This is a genomic window from Methylophilus sp. Leaf414 (genome assembly GCF_001425425.1).
In the GTDB taxonomy this organism is placed as follows: domain Bacteria; phylum Pseudomonadota; class Gammaproteobacteria; order Burkholderiales; family Methylophilaceae; genus Methylophilus.
In genome coordinates, this window is the sequence record NZ_LMQQ01000001.1 from 69665 (window position 1) to 90367 (window position 20703).

The 20703-nt window shown below is 47.3% G+C and carries 19 protein-coding genes and 1 tRNA gene; 7 read left to right on the forward strand and 13 right to left on the reverse strand.

The features are described 5' to 3' along the window. Positions 1 to 14 precede the first annotated feature (14 nt). The 5 genes from clpX to ASG24_RS00340 all read right to left on the reverse strand — a co-directional run bounded on the left by clpX (position 15) and on the right by ASG24_RS00340 (position 4201). Positions 15 to 1304, reverse strand: coding sequence for an ATP-dependent Clp protease ATP-binding subunit ClpX (clpX, locus tag ASG24_RS00320; protein ID WP_055825082.1), 1290 nt, complete (start codon positions 1302 to 1304; stop codon positions 15 to 17). A 33-nt stretch (positions 1305 to 1337) separates the two neighbouring features. Beyond that, a complete protein-coding gene (clpP, locus tag ASG24_RS00325; RefSeq protein WP_055825085.1) occupies positions 1338 to 1982 on the reverse strand; it encodes an ATP-dependent Clp endopeptidase proteolytic subunit ClpP in 645 nt (214 codons plus the stop codon). A 3-nt stretch (positions 1983 to 1985) separates the two neighbouring features. Beyond that, a complete protein-coding gene (gene tig, locus ASG24_RS00330; RefSeq protein WP_055866550.1) occupies positions 1986 to 3293 on the reverse strand; it encodes a trigger factor in 1308 nt (435 codons plus the stop codon). A gap of 274 nt (positions 3294 to 3567) precedes the next feature. Beyond that, positions 3568 to 3948, reverse strand: a complete 381-nt coding sequence (locus tag ASG24_RS00335; protein WP_055866553.1) for a RidA family protein — start codon at positions 3946 to 3948, stop codon at positions 3568 to 3570. Between the two features lie 168 nt (positions 3949 to 4116). Next, positions 4117 to 4201: transfer RNA gene (locus ASG24_RS00340), tRNA-Leu, on the reverse strand. Positions 4202 to 4365: 164 nt separating this feature from the next. Between ASG24_RS00340 and ASG24_RS00345 the strand changes: the two genes are divergently transcribed. The 4 genes from ASG24_RS00345 to ASG24_RS00360 all read left to right on the forward strand — a co-directional run bounded on the left by ASG24_RS00345 (position 4366) and on the right by ASG24_RS00360 (position 10366). Next, a complete protein-coding gene (locus tag ASG24_RS00345) occupies positions 4366 to 4602 on the forward strand; it encodes a hypothetical protein (RefSeq protein ID WP_055825094.1) in 237 nt (78 codons plus the stop codon). A gap of 92 nt (positions 4603 to 4694) precedes the next feature. Continuing rightward, positions 4695 to 6113, forward strand: coding sequence for a TolC family protein (locus tag ASG24_RS00350; protein WP_055868327.1), 1419 nt, complete (start codon positions 4695 to 4697; stop codon positions 6111 to 6113). Further along, entirely contained in the window at positions 6110 to 7174 is a 1065-nt protein-coding gene (locus ASG24_RS00355) for an efflux RND transporter periplasmic adaptor subunit (RefSeq protein ID WP_055866556.1), read from the forward strand. The genes ASG24_RS00350 and ASG24_RS00355 overlap by 4 nt, the downstream gene beginning before the upstream one ends. A gap of 36 nt (positions 7175 to 7210) precedes the next feature. After that, positions 7211 to 10366, forward strand: coding sequence for an efflux RND transporter permease subunit (locus tag ASG24_RS00360; protein ID WP_055866559.1), 3156 nt, complete (start codon positions 7211 to 7213; stop codon positions 10364 to 10366). On the opposite strand, the gene ASG24_RS00365 is transcribed toward ASG24_RS00360, so the two are convergent. Genes ASG24_RS00365 through ASG24_RS00380 form a run of 4 tightly spaced genes read right to left on the reverse strand, consistent with a single transcriptional unit; the run spans position 10344 to position 14583 of the window. Then, positions 10344 to 10994, reverse strand: coding sequence for a hypothetical protein (locus ASG24_RS00365; RefSeq protein ID WP_055866561.1), 651 nt, complete (start codon positions 10992 to 10994; stop codon positions 10344 to 10346). The genes ASG24_RS00360 and ASG24_RS00365 overlap by 23 nt on opposite strands. A gap of 18 nt (positions 10995 to 11012) precedes the next feature. Beyond that, positions 11013 to 12440 carry an aminodeoxychorismate synthase component I gene (gene pabB, locus ASG24_RS00370; protein ID WP_055868330.1) on the reverse strand — a complete coding sequence of 476 codons (1428 nt, stop codon included), beginning with the start codon at positions 12438 to 12440 and terminating at the stop codon, positions 11013 to 11015. Beyond that, the gene (locus tag ASG24_RS00375) at positions 12431 to 13483 is read right to left on the reverse strand and encodes a hydantoinase/oxoprolinase family protein (protein ID WP_055866564.1); all 1053 of its coding nucleotides are present in this window, start codon (positions 13481 to 13483) and stop codon (positions 12431 to 12433) included. The genes pabB and ASG24_RS00375 overlap by 10 nt, the downstream gene beginning before the upstream one ends. Then, positions 13480 to 14583 (reverse strand): ATP-grasp domain-containing protein, encoded by a 1104-nt coding sequence (locus ASG24_RS00380; RefSeq protein ID WP_055866567.1) that lies wholly within the window; start codon positions 14581 to 14583, stop codon positions 13480 to 13482. The genes ASG24_RS00375 and ASG24_RS00380 overlap by 4 nt, the downstream gene beginning before the upstream one ends. Between ASG24_RS00380 and ASG24_RS00385 the strand changes: the two genes are divergently transcribed. Further along, a complete protein-coding gene (locus ASG24_RS00385) occupies positions 14578 to 15273 on the forward strand; it encodes a HisA/HisF-related TIM barrel protein (RefSeq protein WP_055866569.1) in 696 nt (231 codons plus the stop codon). The genes ASG24_RS00380 and ASG24_RS00385 overlap by 6 nt on opposite strands. A gap of 50 nt (positions 15274 to 15323) precedes the next feature. Here ASG24_RS00385 and hxlB read toward each other — a convergent pair whose 3' ends face one another. From hxlB to tal, 3 genes are all read right to left on the reverse strand, one after another. Next, positions 15324 to 15860: a 6-phospho-3-hexuloisomerase gene (gene hxlB / locus ASG24_RS00390; protein WP_055825121.1), complete on the reverse strand. Its 537-nt coding sequence runs from the start codon at positions 15858 to 15860 to the stop codon at positions 15324 to 15326. A gap of 105 nt (positions 15861 to 15965) precedes the next feature. Further along, positions 15966 to 16598, reverse strand: coding sequence for a 3-hexulose-6-phosphate synthase (gene hxlA, locus ASG24_RS00395; RefSeq protein ID WP_055825124.1), 633 nt, complete (start codon positions 16596 to 16598; stop codon positions 15966 to 15968). A gap of 179 nt (positions 16599 to 16777) precedes the next feature. Beyond that, positions 16778 to 17731 (reverse strand): transaldolase, encoded by a 954-nt coding sequence (gene tal, locus ASG24_RS00400; RefSeq protein WP_055825127.1) that lies wholly within the window; start codon positions 17729 to 17731, stop codon positions 16778 to 16780. Between the two features lie 262 nt (positions 17732 to 17993). On the opposite strand from tal, the gene ASG24_RS00405 reads away from it, so the two are divergent. Then, a complete protein-coding gene (locus ASG24_RS00405; RefSeq protein WP_055866572.1) occupies positions 17994 to 19145 on the forward strand; it encodes an aromatic ring-hydroxylating dioxygenase subunit alpha in 1152 nt (383 codons plus the stop codon). 9 nt (positions 19146 to 19154) lie between these two features. Further along, on the forward strand, positions 19155 to 20054 hold the full coding sequence (locus ASG24_RS00410; RefSeq protein WP_255352537.1) for a DMT family transporter: 900 nt from the start codon (positions 19155 to 19157) through the stop codon (positions 20052 to 20054). Here ASG24_RS00410 and ASG24_RS00415 read toward each other — a convergent pair. Further along, a complete protein-coding gene (locus ASG24_RS00415; RefSeq protein WP_055827174.1) occupies positions 20051 to 20671 on the reverse strand; it encodes a response regulator transcription factor in 621 nt (206 codons plus the stop codon). The two genes, ASG24_RS00410 and ASG24_RS00415, sit on opposite strands and share 4 nt — an antisense overlap. Between the last annotated feature and the right edge of the window lie 32 nt (positions 20672 to 20703).

Sequence of the window (20703 nt, forward strand, 5' to 3'; positions counted from 1 at the left end):
ATTGCAAGCATGATTTAACTCGCGTTTTCAACGCGTTTTTGGGCATCCTGATAAATCAGGATGGGTTCAGAGGTATGCTCGATCACACCTGCATCGACAATGACTTTGGACAAATCTTTGAGCGATGGTAATTCATACATCAGGTCAAGCAATGAATGCTCCAGGATAGAACGCAGGCCTCGGGCACCGGTTTTTCTTTCCAATGCTTTTTTGGCGATCAAACGCAGTGCAGAGTCTTCAAACTCAAGCTCAACGCCCTCCATCTTGAACAGCTTCATGTATTGCTTGGTCAGCGCATTTCTTGGCTCAACCAGAATTGTCATCAATGCGGCTTCATCCAGCGATTCAAGCGTCGCCACGACTGGCAACCGACCAATGAACTCCGGAATCAAACCAAATTTTATTAAATCTTCTGGTTCCACATCACGCAATACTTCACCTACAGCGCGGATATCTTCTTTGCTTTTTACTTCAGCACCGAACCCAATACCACCTTTTTCCGAACGGTGGCGAATGACTTTATCCAGGCCGTCAAATGCACCACCGCAAATAAACAGAATATTGGTGGTATCTAACTGCACGAACTCTTGATTCGGATGCTTACGCCCACCTTGCGGCGGCACTGAGGCAATCGTTCCCTCAATCAGTTTAAGCAAAGCTTGTTGTACGCCCTCACCCGATACATCGCGAGTAATGGAAGGATTGTCCGATTTACGCGAAATCTTGTCGACTTCATCAATATAAACAATCCCGCGCTGCGCTTTTTCAACATCGTAATCACACTTTTGCAGCAATTTCTGCATGATGTTTTCTACGTCTTCACCCACATAGCCTGCTTCAGTCAAGGTAGTGGCATCAGCCATGACAAACGGCACATCCAGCATTCTTGCCAGAGACTGTGCTAGCAGTGTTTTACCTGAACCTGTAGGCCCGATCAGTAAAATATTACTTTTTTGGACTTCTACATCATCTTTATTGTTTTGACCACCGTCAGAAAGCGGGTTGTAACCCAAACGCTTATAGTGGTTGTAAACCGCAACAGACAAATTCTTTTTAGCTTGCACCTGACCGATGACGTACTGATCAAGAATGGCGCAAATTTCTTGTGGTGTAGGCAGCTTTTTATCTGCTGACTTGATCTCGTTCAGACTTTGGATTTCTTCACGAATAATGTCATTGCATAAATCTACGCATTCATCACAAATAAATACAGAAGGGCCTGCGATCAGCTTTTTAACTTCATGCTGACTTTTGCCACAAAACGAGCAATATAAAAGCTTTTCGCTATCTGACTTATTGGCCATATTTATTCCCCTGCTGGTCGTCTTGCACTGATATTAAACAGTACGTGCGGCAATTACCTGATCTACCAATCCATAATCTTTGGCAGCATCAGCACTCATAAAGTTATCACGGTCTGTATCGGCAGCAATCCTATCAACCGGCTGGCCGGTATGATGCGCCATGATGCCATTCAACTTGTCTTTTAAATACAGAATTTCTTTAGCATGAATGGCAATATCTGAGGCCTGGCCCTGGAAACCACCCAATGGCTGGTGAATCATTACACGTGAGTTTGGCAGGCAAAAACGTTTACCTTTTGAGCCAGCTGTTAACAGGAACGCGCCCATGCTAGCGGCTTGACCAATACATAAAGTACTTACATCAGGCTTGATAAACTGCATGGTGTCATAAATAGACATACCAGCAGTGACCGAACCGCCTGGTGAGTTAATGTACAAAGAAATATCCTTGTCAGGATTTTCAGCTTCCAGAAACAGCAACTGCGCTACAACAAGGTTGGCGGTCATATCATTCACCGGGCCAATCAGGAAAATAACGCGCTCTTTAAGCAAACGTGAGTAGATGTCATATGAACGCTCACCTCTACCACTTTGCTCAATGACCATTGGGATATACCCAAGACCTTGCGGCTCCATTCTTTCTTGCATCATGCCATCATGTGCGTTCATATAATTCATGGTTTAAGCACCCATCATCAATTCATCAAATTTAATTTTTTTGTTGGAGACTTTTGCTTTTTCAAGCACCCAAGCCACTACATTTTCTTCAGTCGCCAACGCTGCTGGCTCATCCAGACGTTTAACATCCGCGTAATACCAGGTCACCAATTCAGCCGGTTTTTCAAAGCTCAATGCAAAAGTATCTACCATTGCACGCACTTGATCCGCATTGGCTTGCAAATTATTGCTATTCACCACTTCAGTCAAAATCAGGCGCAGTTTAGCATTGCGTTGCGCTTGGGCTTCAAATAGTGAAGGATCCATGGGCACTGTTTGCGGGTCAACACCACGCTCACGCAAGTTTTGTGCTGCAACCTGCATCAATCGGTTGGTTTCAGCTGCAATGATAGATTTTGGCAGCTCAAAAGTAGTTTCGTTCACCAGCGCTTCAAATACGCTCTCTTTTAAACGCGCTGCTATGCGTTTGGCTACTTCTTGTTCCAGGCTTTGTTTGATTTCAGACTTCATCGTTTCCAGATTGCCATCTTCAACACCCAGGTTTTTAGCAAATTCCGCATCCACCGCAGGGTAAACCGGCTGGGAAACTGAAATGAACTTCACAGCATAAGTTACTGTTTTACCAGCCAGTTGCGCTGGATTATGGTCAGCAGGATAAGTGATATCGAATGTTTTTTCAGTACCGGCTTTACCACCCACCAAAGCATCATCAAACTCGCTGACACGGCCAGGCTCACCAATCACGAGGTCGATACCACGGTCGCCAGTGCTCTCAACCTGCTCGCCATCGATGGAAGCGCTCAATGTAATGTTAATACGGTCAGCTTTTTTGGACGCGCGTTTTACAGGCTCATAACTAACACGCTGCTTAACCAAGACATCCAGTGTTTTTTCAACATCGGCGTCAGTAACTTCTAATGTTGGGCGTTCGATTTTGACTTTGCTCAAATCGCCTACGGTGACTTCAGGAAAAATCTCAAAAGTCGCTACATACTCTAATTCTTCAGCCGCTTCTTTAAATGGCAGATGCTCAATGTTCGGGAAGCCGGCAACACGCAGTTTGTTTTGCTCGACAGCATCACCAAAGCTGGTTTCAACCGCTTTGGAATAGACTTCATCACGCACCTGGTTACCGTAGTGCTGATTTACCAGACCAACCGGCGCTTTGCCTGGACGGAAACCTGAAAATTTGGCGGTGCGCGAAATTTGTTGCAAACGTTGTCTGATTTGCCCTTCCAGCGGAGCTAAAGGGACTTTAATTGTCATGCGACGTTCCAAGTTGCTGACTGTTTCAACAGATACTGCTGCCATGCTGCACTTCCTGTAAAAATCGTTTGATAACGATGGGTTATGTGAATGGGCGCGCCATTGCGCGTCTCAATGAATGTTTAGCATAACCTGACCATACTCTATAAGCTTTACAAAGTGATCAAATCATGAAAAAAGAGCATAAAAATATAACACAAGTCTCAATTGAAATAAACTTCAAAACAGCACTCAACCCAGATGCAGGTTGCAGAGGCGATGTTGCGCGTTTCGATTAGATAAAACAATAGACCCGCAAGGATTTGAAGAGTCTTAGCCTTTAAATCTCGCCTAATGCCACAATGGCTTCAATTTCAACCAGTACATCGCGCGGCAATTTAGCCACTTGTACCGTAGAACGTGCCGGAGTATGGGTGCCAAAGGCCTCGCCATACACCTGGTTCATCGCCACAAAATCATCCAGGTTTTTCAAAAAAACAGTGGTTTTAACTACTTGATGCAAATTACCACCTGCTGCTTCAATAATCGCCTGCAGATTTGCCAGCACTTGCTGGGTTTGCACCACCACATCGCCGTCATTCAAGCTGCCATCAGGGCGCAAAGCGATTTGTCCTGAGGTATACAGCGTGTTACCGACGATTACGCCTTGCGCATAAGGACCTATTGCTGCCGGTGCATTTGGAGTTTGTACGATTTTCATGATTTATTCCATTATGATTAAGTCAACAACCAATTAAGGCAGTGCCCAAACAATAAAGGCCTCCTAGGAAGGAAGCCTGATTGATCGTAATACAATTTAAATTTTGATAAATTTTAAAATGCCGCCTTAAAACTTATGCCATACTTTTTTCATATGGCTTTAAATGTATGGTGCGAAAGGAGAGACTCGAACTCTCACGCCTCGCGGCGCTGGAACCTAAATCCAGTGCGTCTACCAATTCCGCCACTTTCGCATTGCCAGTCATATATGCAAGCATTCATGCGTGCACTACCGACTTCGTCATTATAGCGCATTCCAACTGCGCTCACAATCTACCTGACATCACATTGACAAGCCGGGCATTCAACTGCAAGATGCGGAATTGATTATCGTAAATAGTTAGTGTCAGGACAGGATATGCATTCAGCCGAAGAAAATATGCTCAGAGCAGAACTTGAGCTTTTAATGAGAGAACGTGAAGTGTTGCTCAAGATTGCAGGCGTTGCTGCAGGATTGATTGCAGAATTAAATTCGGCAGACCTTCCTATCCGTACTGTAGAGGCCGCTGATTTGCTGGCTACCAGCATTAACCAGTTACCAGAAGACCTGCTCCAGGATGCACTGGATGCTGTCAACGCGACTATCGTCGAATAAATTGTTGAATAGTGCTTCGACGTTGAGCATTTCGATCAGCCAGTTTGATTTCACCGCCAATACGCGCGCTATTTTTAAATACTGTTGACAATATGCGTTACCTAGCCTGCTTTTGCCCGCTATTACTCGCAGCATGCGGCATTGCATACCAGGCCCAACCAATACAACAGCAGCAAAATATTGAGAATATCCAGCAAGCCTCGCCTACACAGGAAGGTTTCAAAGAGTTTGTCCGCACACAATACCCGCAAACTGTCTGGCCGATTACTTCCTGGGATATCGACAGGCTGACATTATCAGCCCTCTACTTCCACCCTGCCCTTAAAGTAGCCAAGTCTGATTATGCCGTTGCACTCGCAGGCATTACCAGCGCGGGCCTGCGCCCAATGGTCGGTTTGAATGGCCAGCTTTCGCATAGTAACCAGGCCAACGGCGATATCAATCCGTGGGCTTATGGCTTGCAAGTCGATATTCCATTTATCACTGCCAATAAACGCCAGATCAATATTGATATTGCGCAGTACCAGGCAGATATTGCCAAAATATTTGTTTCAGAGAGTGCCTGGATGCTCAGGCAGCAACTGAGTCTGGATTTGATCACGCTGGCAGAACAGCAGGCCTTGCATTCCAGCCTGACGAAACTGCAAAAGTCGCAGGCGGATTTATTGAATGCCTATCAAAAAAGGCTGGACCTTGGTGTGGCGGGTAAGTCTGATGTGCTGCCGATACGCCTGCAGCATGATCAAGCGGCCTGGCAGCTACAACAGCTGACATTGCAGATCAAGCAAACCCAGCAAAAAATCATGCATGATGCAGGCCTGACCGACCAGCAAAATGTATCCCTGAATATTGCACCGCTGAACATTTCTCAAATTCTTAAGGCCAGATTTGACCAACCGCAAACCTATCAGGACGCAAAAACAATCCAGCATTACGCATTAACCAACCGCATGGATATTCAGCGCGGGCTGGCACAATATGCCAAGGCAGAATCCCAACTGAGGTTGGAAATGGCCAAACGCTACCCTGATATCTCATTAAGCCCGGGTATCTTGTATGAATATGGTGACAGGATTTGGGCGCTGGGTATTGGCGGCATGCTGAATCTGCTGAATAAATCATCAGACCTGTGGGCATATGCCGAGGAGGTGCGGCAGAACGAGGCGACACGATTCTATGCCCTGCAACACCACATTATTCAGTTATCTGAACAAACCTATTTAAAATATCGTGATACAGCCAATCTGCTGATTACAATGACGCAGGAATACACCCAGCAATCCAGCCGCAAGCAACAGTTGGAAAGCCAGTGGCGTAAAGGTCTGATTGATAAAACGGAATACCTGCAAACTGAAATCCAGTTTTATGCAGCACAGCAACGACTGGTCATACAACAGGCCAATGTGCTGCGCGCACTGCAGGAAATTGAGAATGTCATGCAAAAACCTTTGCTTTTATCAGAGCAATCGATGACATTTGCCATAAAGACACAAGAGGCGCCATTAAAATGAATAAAAAAGCACTCTGGATTATCGGGGCTCAGATTGCACTTATTATCCTGCTGATTTGGGCGGTTGTCCTGGTTGGCCGCGATGAATACGAGACCATGCAGGATGACAATGAAGAAGAAATTGAAGGCCCATTGCATGTAGTCGAGCAACACGGACTGCAGCTCGTGCAGTTAAACCTGGCCACGCAGCAAAATAGTGGCATCCATGTAGAACCGCTGCACCCTTATGACTATCATGGCAATATCAAGGTTCTTGGCACTGTGGTGTCCATTCAGACACTGGTGGATTACAACAGCCAGTATCAGCAGTTAAAAACCCAATTAGCCATTGCCGAAAGCATATTGCCTAACCACCAATTGCAATATCAGCGTTATAAACAATTAAATGAAGACGATAAAAACGTCTCTGACAAAGCGGTTCAAGAGGCGCAGGCACTGGTGATTAATGACCAGACCCAAATCAAGTCTGCGCAGGCACAATTAAAAGCGTTGACGGATACCATAGTCGCACAATGGGGTAAACCATTGGCGACATTGATTACACAGCATCCTGCAACTGGCTCGCTGCATGATTTACTGACGCAAAAAAAAGTACTGGTGCAAGTCAGTTTCCCGCTTAATTTCAAAGAGCCTGAAGCAAACTCGACTATTTTTATTTCGCCCATCCAGGATGAAATTAAACCTGTGCGGGCCGACTATGTTTCCCAGTCTATCCAGACTGATATCAGCAATATCGGTAAAACCTATTTCTATAGTGCGCCGGCAGAGTTCCTTCGGGTGGGCATGCGTGTCAATGTGGTGCCTGCCCAGTCGGCATCCTCTATGCTGAAAGGTGTGATTGTGCCGAATCAGGCCATTGTCTGGCATGGTGGTATGGCCTGGATTTATGTCAAAACCAAAGCAGATACGTTTTTGCGTAAACCTGTGGCCTCTGATGTAGAACTTGACAATGGCTGGTTTGATAACAGCCTGCGCCCGGGTACTGAAGTCGTCACCCATGGGGCGCAATTGCTGCTCTCGGAAGAATTTAAATTCCAGATTAAAAATGAGAATGACGATTAAGCCGCGCCGACTTAAGAGCCGGAAAGAGCCACAGGCATGATGTCAGCACTGGTCAGATTCGCGATTCGATTTTATGGCGTGATTATCGGCCTCGCACTGCTGGTGTTAGGCTATGGTACTTATAGCCTGACTCAAAGTGATTTAAACGTCTTCCCTGAGTTCGCCCCTACCCAAATCGTTATCCAGACTGAATCTCCTGGCCTGTCAGCCAGCCTGGTAGAAAAACTGGTCACCCAACCGATTGAAAATATCATCGCCGGTGCCATAGGCATTAAAAGCCTGCGTTCACAATCCATTCCGGGATTGTCTGTCATCACCGTTATTTTTCAGGATAAATCGGATATCTACCGAAACCGGCAAATCATCGCCGAAAATCTGAATATGCTGGGCAATCAGCTACCGCCAGGCATCACCCCCAATATTACCCCGCTCACCTCTTCTGCCAGTACGGTGTTGGGTCTAGGCGTCACGTCGGACAAACTCACTCTGATGCAGTTGCGTACCTTGGTTGATTGGCACCTGACGCCACATCTGATGGCGATTCCAGGCGTCGCGGATATCAATGTCTTCGGTGGCGAAGTCCGCCAGTTCCAGATAAAAATCGATCCGCGCAAATTGATGCTATACCAGTTGAATGTACAGGATGTGGTGAATGCCGCAAGCCGCGCCACCGGAGTGCGCGGAGCCGGTTACATCCAAAATGACAACCAGCGCATTATTTTGAATAGCCAGGGCCAAACCACTACGCCGCAGCAGCTAGGTAATATCACGTTAATACGCAAGCTGGGGCGCACTATCCGTATCAACGACGTGGCAGAAGTTGCTGAAGGTGCAGCACCATCGATCAGCGCTGCCGCCATTAACGGTAAACCTGCGGTGTATCTGTCTGTGCAGGGCCAGCTGGGTGCCAACACCTATGCGCTTACCAAATTACTGGAAACCAAGCTGCGGGATATCAAGCCGAGCCTGACAAGTCAGCAAGTCACTTTGCATGAAGGGCTGTTCCGTCCGGCAAACTTTATTGAAACCGCGATTCAAAGCTTGCGCTCCGATATCCTGATTGGCTCAACGCTGGTCATAGCCGTGCTATTCCTGTTTTTGTTTAATGTCCGCACGGCAGTGATTTCTGCCACGGCCATCCCGCTTTCACTGCTTTCTGCCATTGTTGTGCTGCATCAATATGGCGTGGGCCTTAATATCATGGTGTTGGGTGGACTGGCGATTGCATTGGGCGAAGTGGTTGATGATGCCATTATCGATACGGAAAATATTTTCCGGCGCTTGCGCGAAAACCGTCAACTTGCGCAGCCTTTGCCGATTCCACAAGTGGTTTTCCAGGCCTCCATGGAAGTGCGCGGCTCTGTTGTCTATGCCACCATTATTGTCGCACTGGTATTTTTACCACTAATCACACTGACTGGTGTAGCAGGTAAGTTGTTTGCACCTCTTGCCTATGCTTATATCTCAGCCATCATGGCCTCACTCGCGGTCGCTCTCACTTTGACACCGGCGCTATGTTACGCCCTTCTCGGCAACGCGCGGCTGGACAATCAGGAATCACCGTTACTGCGCTGGTTGAAGCAAAAATATGTGAAAGTGTTGCACCACATAGAACATCGTTATCAGTTAATCCTGGTCACCAGCTTTGTCTGTATCGCTATTGGGCTGGTGTTATTGCCGCTGTTCAGGAGTCAGTTTATTCCTGCCTTGCATGAGGGTCATTACATTCTGCATATGACCACAGTGCCGGGCACTTCAGAAGTACAATCCCTGAAACTTGGCAACCAGGTGACCAAGGTGTTACTGGAAATCCCGGGCGTAAAAAGCGTTGCCCAGTGGGTTGGCCGTGCGCCTAATGCTGCGGATACTTTTGGCACACATTACAGCGAATTTGAGGTTGAAATCGGCACCGTTTCAGGTGCAGACCAGGAACGTATCTATCGCGCTATCCGAGAAGAACTCTCGGGAGAAACTGAAGATGACGATGACGACGGCAAAATAGAATTAGGGTTTCTAGGCGCAAACTTTGCAATTAATACTTTTTTAAGCGAGCGTATTGAAGAAACCATTTCAGGCTATGCTGCCGGCCTGGTGATTAATATCTATGGACTTGACCTGGATGCACTCGACCGCGATGCACAAAGAGTTGCGAATGTTTTAGGCAGCATACGCGGTGTGCGCGATGTGATGGTGCAGTCGCCACCGGAAACGCCCGAAATTGCGATAAGGCTCAAGCAGGAAAAACTTTCATTATGGGGTTTGCAGTCTGTAGATGTACTGGACACAGTTAAAGCAAGTTATGAAGGTGTGCCGGTCAATCACGTGTTTATGGGCAACCGTTCTATTGGCGTCAGCGTATTGCTAAATGATGCCAACCGGGACGATATTGCTGATATGCGCAACATCCCGATTTTCAATGCTGAAGGTCAAATGCTGAAACTGTCCGATGTGGCTTATATCGCACAGGAAGGTGGCCGCTCCAAAATTTTACACTCTGGAGCAAAACGTATTCAAACCATTACTGCCAATATTGCAGGCCGCGACCAGGAGGTTGTGCTCAGTGAAATACAGAAAGCCTTACACCAGAAAGTGACCCTCCATACCGGAAATTATATGGAATTTTCAGGCGAAGCTGAGGCCAATGCCGAGTCCCGTCGCGATTTAATCGTCCATTCAATGGTAGCCGGCGTCGCTATTTTCCTCATGCTTTATATCGCTTTTGGCAGCTTGCGTAACCTGTTATTGACTTTTGCCAACCTGCCCTTCGCATTGATCGGAGGTGTCGTGGCAACATTCTTTGCGGGTGGATGGATTTCAGTCGGCACGCTGGTTGGCTTTGTAACGCTGTTTGGTATCACACTGCGCAATTCGATTATGATGGTTTCGCATTTCCAGCATCTGGTCGATAAGGAAGGTTGCGAATGGAACATGGAAACCTGCATCCGTGGTGCGACTGAACGCTTGCCATCAGTATTAATGACTGCCTTGGTGACAGCACTTGGTTTATTGCCGCTGGCGATTGGTAGCGGCGAACCGGGACGTGAGATTGAAGGTCCGATGGCGACCATTATTGTGGGCGGTTTGATTTCTTCGACCATCCTCAATTTGCTGATCTTGCCGACCATCATGCTGCATTTTGGCAGGTTTGAGAAAACAAGCCAGTTTGAGACTACAGAATCAGGCGCCCGCTAAGTACTTTGGTATCCAGCCCTTGCTGAAACAAATCAAATTCGCTTTGATGTACTATCCAGGATTTGAATGCTGATTGCGGCAAGATTTTAGACAATCCGGCATCCACAATGCCCATGGCTTGCAAATCAGCCAGCGCAAAAGAAGTTTCTGGCTGCTGCACCCTGTCATCCGATTTAACCAGCAGTAAATGGCTGGCTTCAAGCTGGCAGGCCAGCCAGGCAGCCAAGCTGTCGGAAGTCGTTTCCCAGTTTTCCGGTAACGCTGTGTCACCCCCTAGTTCCGGTTTCAATGCCATTTCACTAGGCAACCAGACCAGCCCCCGGTGCTGCCAGCCGCGCTCAGCGATTTCAAGTGGATTTCTAGCCAAAGCAAGTTCCGGCAGCATGGCTACCAGGCTGCGCGCCATTTGGTCCATGGCATAAATAGCCAGCGCATGCGCATGCAAGTCACTGATATGGCCATCGGGCAGCTCGGCACGTATTTGCTGAAATTGACGCACCGCATCGGCATACACACCGCCGCCCGGCACAATAATGATTTTCCCATCGCCCCAACGGACAACCAGCTCCAGCCATTTGAGCAGACTGTCATGGTGTGTCACGCTTCCTCCAAGCTTGATCACCCACATGATGTTTTCCCGAAAAAATTAAGAATGTGTTTTAAATTGCGCCACCAGTTTAAGAAACTGCGAAGCTTTATCCAGTGTTTCCTGGTATTCCTTATCGCAATCAGAGTCAGCAACTACCCCGCCACCGGCATAAAACGTCATGGTCTGGTTGCAGATAACCGCTGTGCGTATTGATATATTGGTGTCCATACTACCATCAAATCCAACATAACCGATGCTGCCACAATAAATGCCGCGCCGGTGCGGTTCCAGCTCTTCTATAATTTCCATCGCCCGCAATTTGGGGGCGCCGGTAATGGAACCACCAGGGAAACAGCCGCGTAGCAAATCCATTGCATGATAGCCACTGGCAAGTACGCCGCGCACAATGCTGACTAGATGATGCACATTGGTAAAACGCTGCAAGCGAAACAGAGCATCCACTTTAACCGAGCCAATTTCACATACCTTGCCGATATCATTGCGCAATAAATCGACAATCATCAGGTTTTCGGCTCTGTCCTTGATACTGCCAGCCAGCGACTCTGCTTCCTGCTTATCCATTGCTGCATCTGCATGTCGGGGGCGCGTGCCTTTTATCGGGCGTGTTTCCACTTTATTATCAGTCACTTGCAGAAAACGCTCCGGCGACATGGAAAGTACTTCAAACGGCATCCCCTGCCCGTCATCCACCTGCAAATAAGCCATAAACGGTGCTTTGCTCAATTGGCGGAACTGGTCATACGCTTGCCACGCATCGCCTTGCACTTTGACAGCCAGCCGTTGTGCCAGGTTAATCTGGTAGCAATCTCCCGCCAGAATATAGTCTTTTACTTTCCGGAAAGCTTTTGCATAAGCAGGCTTGTCCATATTATGCGCAATGTCGCCCACTACGCTGAATGCCTGTTTCTCAGGCTGCTCTTTGGGCTGCAATAGGCTAAGCTGCAATGCATGGAGTGAGTCAGCAGTGTTAAAGCGGGCATGTGAAACCAGCTGGCAACAGCGTTTATGATGATCGACCACAATCGCCCAGTCATATATGCCGACCAGCAACTCAGGCAAAGGCATATCCTGTGCGGCCAGTTCAGGCATAGGTTCGATGCTGCGCCCCAGGTCATAAGAAAAATAACCTAGCGCGCCACCGGCAAAAGGTACATCGGTCACCCGGTCAACCTTGTGTGGTGCCAAGAAACGCTTGATGGCTGCAAAAGGATCTTCTTCATACTGTTGCAGTGCATGGTTAATATGCACCTCTGTGACCGGGCGACGATGAATAATTCTGGCAACCGGTTCAGCAACCACGATATCAAACCTGGCGCCGAGGCTGATCTCTTCATCGACTGAAAACTGCTTTTCAACGGCATCAACACGCCCACTTTCCAGCAACATAGGCCACAGCAAATGTCTGACCTGTGTCAGCCAATAAGCACCTTCGTGATAGGGTAATTCCAGCTGAATCAATGCCATGCCTGCCATAACCTCGCAACGGCATACGCCGGAAAACACACTTCTGCGTCGTTCTTTAATTGGGAATCATCAGCCAATATTGATGCCGATGCCGGTTTGTAAATCATGCCTAAGCGATGCGCAATCTCAGGCAACAAGAAACTGCCTGCTCCTAGCCCTGTTAAGGTTTGCGGTTGCATGGCTGACTTTTTTGTACAAGATTGAATCGCATTGACCAGTATGTTCAATTGTTTATCCCTGAATGCTTGCGCCAGCGAGCGCCAATGGATTGTATCGCCATCTTCCAGGTCATGACCTACCATGCGTGCCAGGCGCCGCGTGCTAGCATCCGAAGAGCGATCCTGACCATCTGCTGTATCCGCCAGATCATGCTTAGAAGGTAATTCTTGCAGCACGCGGTAAACATCGGCAGTGGTAGCAAAATACTCGGCGGCAATATGACGCGCCTGTTGCTGCCACTCGATATAAGGTCCTAATGCCATCAAAGGGGTACGGACCACACCAGTGTAGAGCAAACCCTGGCTGGCCATGCGTTCGGCGTCTGTCCAGCCATTAGCCAGCACCTGCTGTGCATTGCAAACCGTAATATCGCAGGTGGTACTACCGATATCTACAATCAGCATACTTAAATCTGCATATGTTTCTGCGAGGCATTGCGCTGAAGCATGCCAGTTCATAGAGGCGATACCAGATTCCTTGCCATCAACTAAAGCAACAAACGCAGATTTATCAGCTTGTGAAGCCATATAGAACATGGCTTGTGGCAAGTATTTTTTCACAGTGTCTGCTATAGCGCGTACGCCTTGCGCACGGTTCTCAAATAAATCCACCAGTTCGCCTGTCATGGTCACCACATGCATGGATTGATTGGGTTCCAAAGACCATAAATCCAGCACTTTTTGCAATGAGTCTTCGAGCCGGTCCAGACCCTTCCATAAAGCACACGCCTGCTGTAATACTCGCAAGACGCGCCCTTGCGCATCCAGCATCACCGCTTTCACATGCGCGCCGCCTATATCCCAACCAATAACCACATTACTCATACAGTAAAACTTTCATTCGACACAGCCTTGGACTCTGTATCAAACTCCACTTCAACAGACGGAAGTTCCAGCGAAACCGACGATTGCGCTACACACTCTGACAGCCTGTTATGTAAAACCGCATCCAGTATGCATTTGGCTGGATTCTCAGTAACTAACTTGGAGAGTTCAATATAGGGAGTTGTCAATCGAGGATTAATCTCAACCAAGGTTAACGCATTGTTGTCAGTCAATATCATGTCCGCACCCCAATAACCAATCAATCCCGGAATAGCTTTTTTAATGCGTTCAGCCAGCGCTTGCATCAATGGTAAATACTGCGCTGCCTGATTCACACCCGCACCCTCAAAGCTGAATTTTCCCTGGTTAATAGTTATCCTTTGCTGATGACCTGCAATCACTTTTACCTGGTCCTTGGTTGATAAAACAGACATGCTTAAAGCTTGACCGGTGATATAAGGCTGTAACAGTAATTTATCATAAGGGAATGAATAATTATTTTTTATATTATTATTAAATTCAGCGACTTCTGAATCATTGTTAAAGTGAAAAGTATGTTCGCACCCAGCCCCATCATCGGGTTTAATTACCCAGCCAGCTATAGTATTTTCATACCAGGTCAGAGATCGCAATGGCATTGACTCTTTTAAGTAGCGACCAGGAATAACTGAAATCCCTGACTGATCGCAAATGTCGGTCATTAACAATTTGGAAGTTGTTTTCCGGATGGCATCTGCGCTACAGCCAATCCAGCATTTTCCTGCCTCTTGCACCAACTGATACATGCGTTCAAGGATGCCATCCGTCTCTGGTGCGATTACCCAACAGGCATCTACATCGTTGGTAGCCAATTGTTTACGCCAGAGTGCAAAAATATCATCTGCAGGCTGTATAGCCATGCTAGATACGCTGACTGGAGGCATCACCCTGACATCATGGCTGGTGATACAATTCACATCCAGCTCAGACAAGTCAGCCAGCAGAGCGTCGCGCATCAGCAGGCCTTCCTGTAACAGGCTGGCTGGCATTGATTCAGATGCCAGGCCACCGGCACTGACATATTCACAAACCCAGATGTTCAAACGAGATTTATTTTGCATATTATTCCCGTCATCGATTTGATGCATGGCCAGGTAGTACAAGCCATTCAGGGGCAACGCCAATCTTACCGTCCCATACAATCAAAATTGACAGACAGTCACACCCTGCTCGATGTCGTGACTGCTATTTTACAAGTTTATCCATTTGACTGTGTGTATATTGCCGATTTAAATGCCATTACCGGTGATACCACCCTGCCAAACCATAGAGACTACATTGCCGAAGCCATGCAGGTATTCCCACAGATTCAGTGGTGGGTGGATGCCGGCTTTAAAAGCACTGCAAACCTTGTACCCTGGCTAAATAGCGCTATCAGGCCGGTACTCGCTAGTGAATCTCTATCGGATATTCACGCTTATGAAAAGCTGCGTGAAATGGCAGAAAACAGTGTGCTGTCACTGGATTACTTCCAGGATGGTTTTCATGGTCCGGAGATACTTGAAAAAGATCACTCATATTGGTCGCAACCGACTATTGTGATGAGCTTGCCAAAAGTCGGTGCCAATCAGGGCCCGGATCTGGAAAAACTACACGCAATCAAACAGGCTACGCATACAGGGTTATATGCGGCAGGTGGTGTGAGAAATATGCACGATATCTACGCGCTGGAAAGCACTGGTGCGGAGGGAGTACTGATCGCCAGCGCCTTGCACCAGAAAAAAATCACGGCGGTAGACTTAAAGGGTTAGGTCAATAAAAAAACCGGCCAAGGCCGGTTTTTTTACTACGGGAATAAGCTTTATTCCAGGTTTGCGTGCAATGCGCGCATACCTTCTTCAGTCAGGCCTTTAGCGTGAATCAACTCGGAGATTGCGCCTTCCAGGAATACCAGGGTAGACAATTCAAATTGACCGCCCATAGGCATACCTTTAACCAATGGGAAGCTGTCGTCCTGACCGATTTGGACAACCAGGTCAGCTACATCTGCCATGGCAGAAGATTTCTTCATGGAAATAACCACTAGTTTAGCGCCAACTTCTTTGGCTTTTTTCACGAATGGCAACAGGGTTGCAGTACCGCCAGAACCTGAAACCAGGATCAGCAGGTCGCCTTTTTTGATAGCAGGAGTCACTACTTCGCCAATCATGAAAACGCTGTAGCCAGAATGCACCAAACGCATTGCAAAGAAACGTGAGACCAACAGTGAGCGACCTGCGCCACCGATAAATGTTGAGCCTGCTTCTTCAACTAATTTGAGTAATTCAGCCGCCTTTGACTTGTCAGTCACGTCTAAAATACGTTTTAAATTGTCCAAAATAAACTGTTGATGATCCATGTTTTTATCCTGTTGTAGTCAAAATATCAAATAAAAAACCCGACACATTGCTGAGTCGGGTTTTTATAATCGCTGATCAATAATTACTTATTGATAGTTAAAAAATTAACCGTGAGCGATAGCAGTGATTTCAGCAGCAGAAGCAGCTGGATCAGCAGCGCCGTAGATAGCAGCACCAGCAACGATGATAGTCGCGCCAGCGTCACGTACTTGAGCAGCTGTAGCAGCTTTAACGCCACCAGCAACAGAGATGTCAACACCCAGGTTCAAACCTGCGATCGCTGCCAAGTCAGCGAAAGGAGTTTGACCAGCAGCTTGTTGGTCCAAACCAGTGTGGATACCGATGATGTGAGCACCAGCAGCAACAACTTCTTTAGTTGTAGCAACTTTGTCTTCAACGCTGATCAGGTCAACTTGAGCTTTTTTGCCGTATTTGTTAGCAGCTTTGATTACGCCTTTGATTGTACCGATGTCAGATACGCCCAAAACTACGCAGATGTCAGCACCAGCTTTGTAGAATGGCTCAGATTCGTACTCACCAGCATCCATAGTTTTCAAGTCAACCAGGATTTTGTTGTTTGGGAATTTAGCGCGCAGAGTTTCCAGTAATTTGATACCGTTGTGCTTGATGCATGGTGTACCGATTTCCAGAATGTCAACGTGCGGAGCAACTTTTTCTGCCAAAGCGATAGTTGCGTCAAAATCCAATGAGTCTAATGCCATTTGAGTTAATGCCATGTTTTTCTCCAAATATTTAAAGTTTCTAAATGCTATTTCTAGCGTACTACCAATTCAAGCTGGTCGCTAATAGTAAGCCGGCAGCCAAAATAAGTCAATGTTACAGGCCAATTTATGCCTGAGTGTAAAAATCAAAAACGGGCAGGTCCTGCCCGTTTTCTTATGTTCTCACACAGATATTACAGTTTTGCGGCTAATGCTGTTTCCAGTTTGTTCTGGTCAGCTACGAAACCACGGATACCTTCAGCCAGCTTCTCGGTCGCCATTGGATCCTGGTTCAATTCAAAACGGAATTGTTCCTCTGTCAATTTTGCAGGAGCTTCTTTGGTTTTGCCGCCATCTTTCAGTACTTGTACCAATGTACCTTCAGTTGCTGCCAGATCTTGCAACAGGTTAGGAGAAACAGTCAGGCGGTCACAACCGGCCAATGCAATCAGCTCGCCGGTATTACGGAAAGAAGCACCCATCACTACTGTTTTGTAACCATGTTCTTTGTAGTACTGGTAGATAGCGCGTACAGAAACCACACCCGGGTCAGTTTCCTGTGTGTACTCGGTACCTGGGTTTTTCGCTTTGTACCAGTCAAGGATACGGCCAACGAATGGGGAAATCAGGAATACGCCAGCTTCAGCACAAGCACGTGCCTGGCCAAAACCGAACAATAATGTAAGGTTACATTGAATGCCTTCTTTTTCCAGTTGTTCACCTGCTTTGATGCCTTCCCAGGTAGAAGCCAGTTTGATCAGTACGCGATCTTTGGAAATGCCTGAATCCTCGTACAGTTTGATCAGTTTGCGGCCTTTGGCAATCATCGCATCAATGTTGAAAGACAAACGTGCATCTACTTCAGTAGAAATACGGCCTGGAACCACTTTAGTGATTTCAGCGCCAATCAACACAGCCAGTTTGTCAGCTGCATTTTCAATTTGTTGTTCCTTTGAACCACCTTGTGCTTTTGCATAGGCAATTGCTGTCTCGATCAGAGGTGCGTATTCAGGAATCTGACTCGCTTTCAATACCAGTGATGGGTTGGTAGTTGCGTCTACCGGTTTAACGCTTTTAATCGCTTCAACATCACCTGTGTCAGCCACAATAGTGGTGATTGCTTTCAACTGATCTAATAAATTTGCCATTCGCTTGCTCCTAAAATGCAATTATCGTTACGTATAGTTATACATAGAAACCTCTAATATTATAACTGAATTTAATTGAGATAGTTAAGGGCTGTTACAATAACTGCTTGTGTACGTGTTGCTCACAACAGGCACATTAACCACTGCTGCCATCAATTAAGCACTGCACATAACCATAGGCATCACTCCGGCCTTGGCTTTTCATCCAGCCCCTTTTCGGGCACAATTATTGTTTTTTGCAAGTGTTCATTCAGTTTGGAATATGGGTTCTGTCACCTCTTTAAATAAAGAACAAAACAAGACTCGCTTCGCACAATTACCTGTTGACTGGTATCTCAATCCGGAAATTTATGCATTAGAGCAAGCACACTTGTTCTCGCTACATCCTCAATACATCGGTCACGCATGCATGGCACCAAAAGCGGGTGATTACCGTACACTGGATTGGATGCACAATGCGATGGCACTGGTAAATAACCAGGGCGAGCAGCAACTGGTGAGCAATATCTGCCGTCACCGCCAGGCAGTCATGCTGTCCGGCCAGGGAAACGCCCAGCATATCGTATGCCCGCTCCATCGCTGGACTTATGACTTGAATGGCCAGCTACTTGGTGCGCCCCACTTCGAGAAAAATCCTTGTTTGCACCTGGAGAACCAACGACTGAGTGACTGGCAAGGTTTGTTATTTAAAGCCACCCAGCCCGCAACTAAAAGCAAATCATTACAGATTGCTGACACGCTTAAACAATTAGGCTGCAAGCAGGACTTTGATTTCACCGGCTACTACTTTGACCAGGCGGTCGTTGATCACTATGACTTCAACTGGAAAACCTTTATTGAAGTTTATCTTGAAGATTATCACGTAGGCCCGTTCCACCCCGGCCTGAATCAATTCGTTGATTGCGGTGAGCTGAACTGGGAGTTTGGTGAACACTACAGCGTACAAACCGTCGGTTACAAACCATTGCCGGATTATAGTTTGTCTCCGACTTACAAAGCCTGGCAACAAGCAGTTACCGATTACCAGGCAGGTAAAAATCCTAAATATGGTGCGATCTGGTTTGTACTTTATCCATTCCTGATGATCGAGTGGTACCCCAATGTACTAGTAGTGTCGCATATCATCCCGACCGGCGTCGACTCATGTAAAAACGTAGTTGAATTTTATTATCCGGAAGATATTGCCTTGTTTGAGCGGGAATATATAAAAGCGCAACAAGCTGCCTATTTCGAAACTGCAATCGAAGACAACGAAATCTGCCAACGGATGCACGATGGCCGCAAAGCGCTTTACCTGACCGGAAAAGATGAGCGCGGTCCTTATCAACATCCGATGGAAACGGGCCTGGAACATTTTCATCACTGGTATCGCAAGCAAATAGAACCGCACCTACCAGCGCAAGCAGTACGCTAGATTCACATTTTGCCAACCTTTTCACACCCAAGACATTGGAAATTAGGCAGCCTCTGGATGCTGGTCGCCGGATTAGGCTTTGCCATCATGGGCGCATTTGTAAAAACCGGCGCCGAACGCTTCAGCAGTACAGAGTTAGTGTTTTACCGGTCTGTATTTGGCTTTATTACGATTGCCTGTATGGTTTACTGGCAAGGTAAACCGCTGAAAAGTCCTGTGCTACGCAAGCAGATGAGCCGCGCTTTAATTGGCTTTACTGCCCTGTTGCTGTTTTTTTATGCGATCGCGCATTTGCCGCTGGCAACGGCCATTACCCTTAACTACACCTCTCCCATGTTTCTGGCATTGTTTTCACCGTGGTTGCTTAGCGCAGAGCAACCCTTGTCACGCTGGCAGCAAAACACCTTGAATTTTTGTGTGATTGGCGGATTTGTCGGTGTGACATTGTTGCTGCAACCAAGATGGGAACCTGACCTTTGGCTAACTGCTGGTGTAGGCTTGCTGTCCGGAATAGGTGCTGCCCTGGCATATGTGCACGTCAAACAATTGGGCGTTAGTGGCGAACCGGATTGGCGCACGGTGTTTTATTTCACGCTGGTGTGTAGTGTTGCCAGTGGTGCTCTGATGTTGAATACCGAGATCACGACTTTACACTGGCAGGATATCCCGTTGTTACTTGGGTTAGGCATCTCGGCAACTATCAGCCAGCTCGCCCTGACACGGGCTTACCGTACAGGCCATACATTGACCGTGGCAAGCCTCGCCTACAGCACAGTGGTATTCGCGACCTTGATCGGCGTGTTCTGGTGGGGCGAACATTTATCCTGGCTTGAATATGCCGGTATGCTGCTGATTATGCTGAGCGGGGTTATCAGCTCCCGCGCCAGTAGCCCCAGACCATCAGCTTAAGGCTCAAGCAGGCCACAACGCATGGCAATCAGCGCAATTTCTGCTGAATTCTGTGCGTTCAGTTTCTGCTTGATGTTGTATAAATGCGTCCCCACCGTACGCGGACTCAGAAATAATGTTTCCGCAATTTCATTAGTGGATTTACCGCGCGCCAGCGACATAAACACCTCAAACTCACGTTCACTCAATACATCGACCGGGTTCTGTTCACCTGACAATTGCTGAATTGCCATCTGTTGTGCCACGCTGGCTTCAATATACTTTTTACCATTAGCCACACTGCGGATCGCTTTAATCAACTCTTCCGCCGCACTGCGTTTGGTGACATAGCCCATCGCTCCTGCATTTAGCACGCGTTTGGGATGTACCGAATCTTCATGCGCTGACAACACCAGAATACGCGCATGATTGTCCTTGGCAAGAATACGCTCAATCGCTTCCATGCCGCCAATACCGGGCATTGTGATGTCCATCACCACCACTTGCGGATGATGTTCAACATAGGCACGAATGGCCGCTTCACCACTTTCGGCCTCGGCAATGACCTTGATATCCTGATCGGATTCAAGCAGCATTTTAAAACCCATCCTCACAACTGCATGGTCATCTACCAGCATCACGCTAATCATACTTAGTCTTCCCTTTTGTT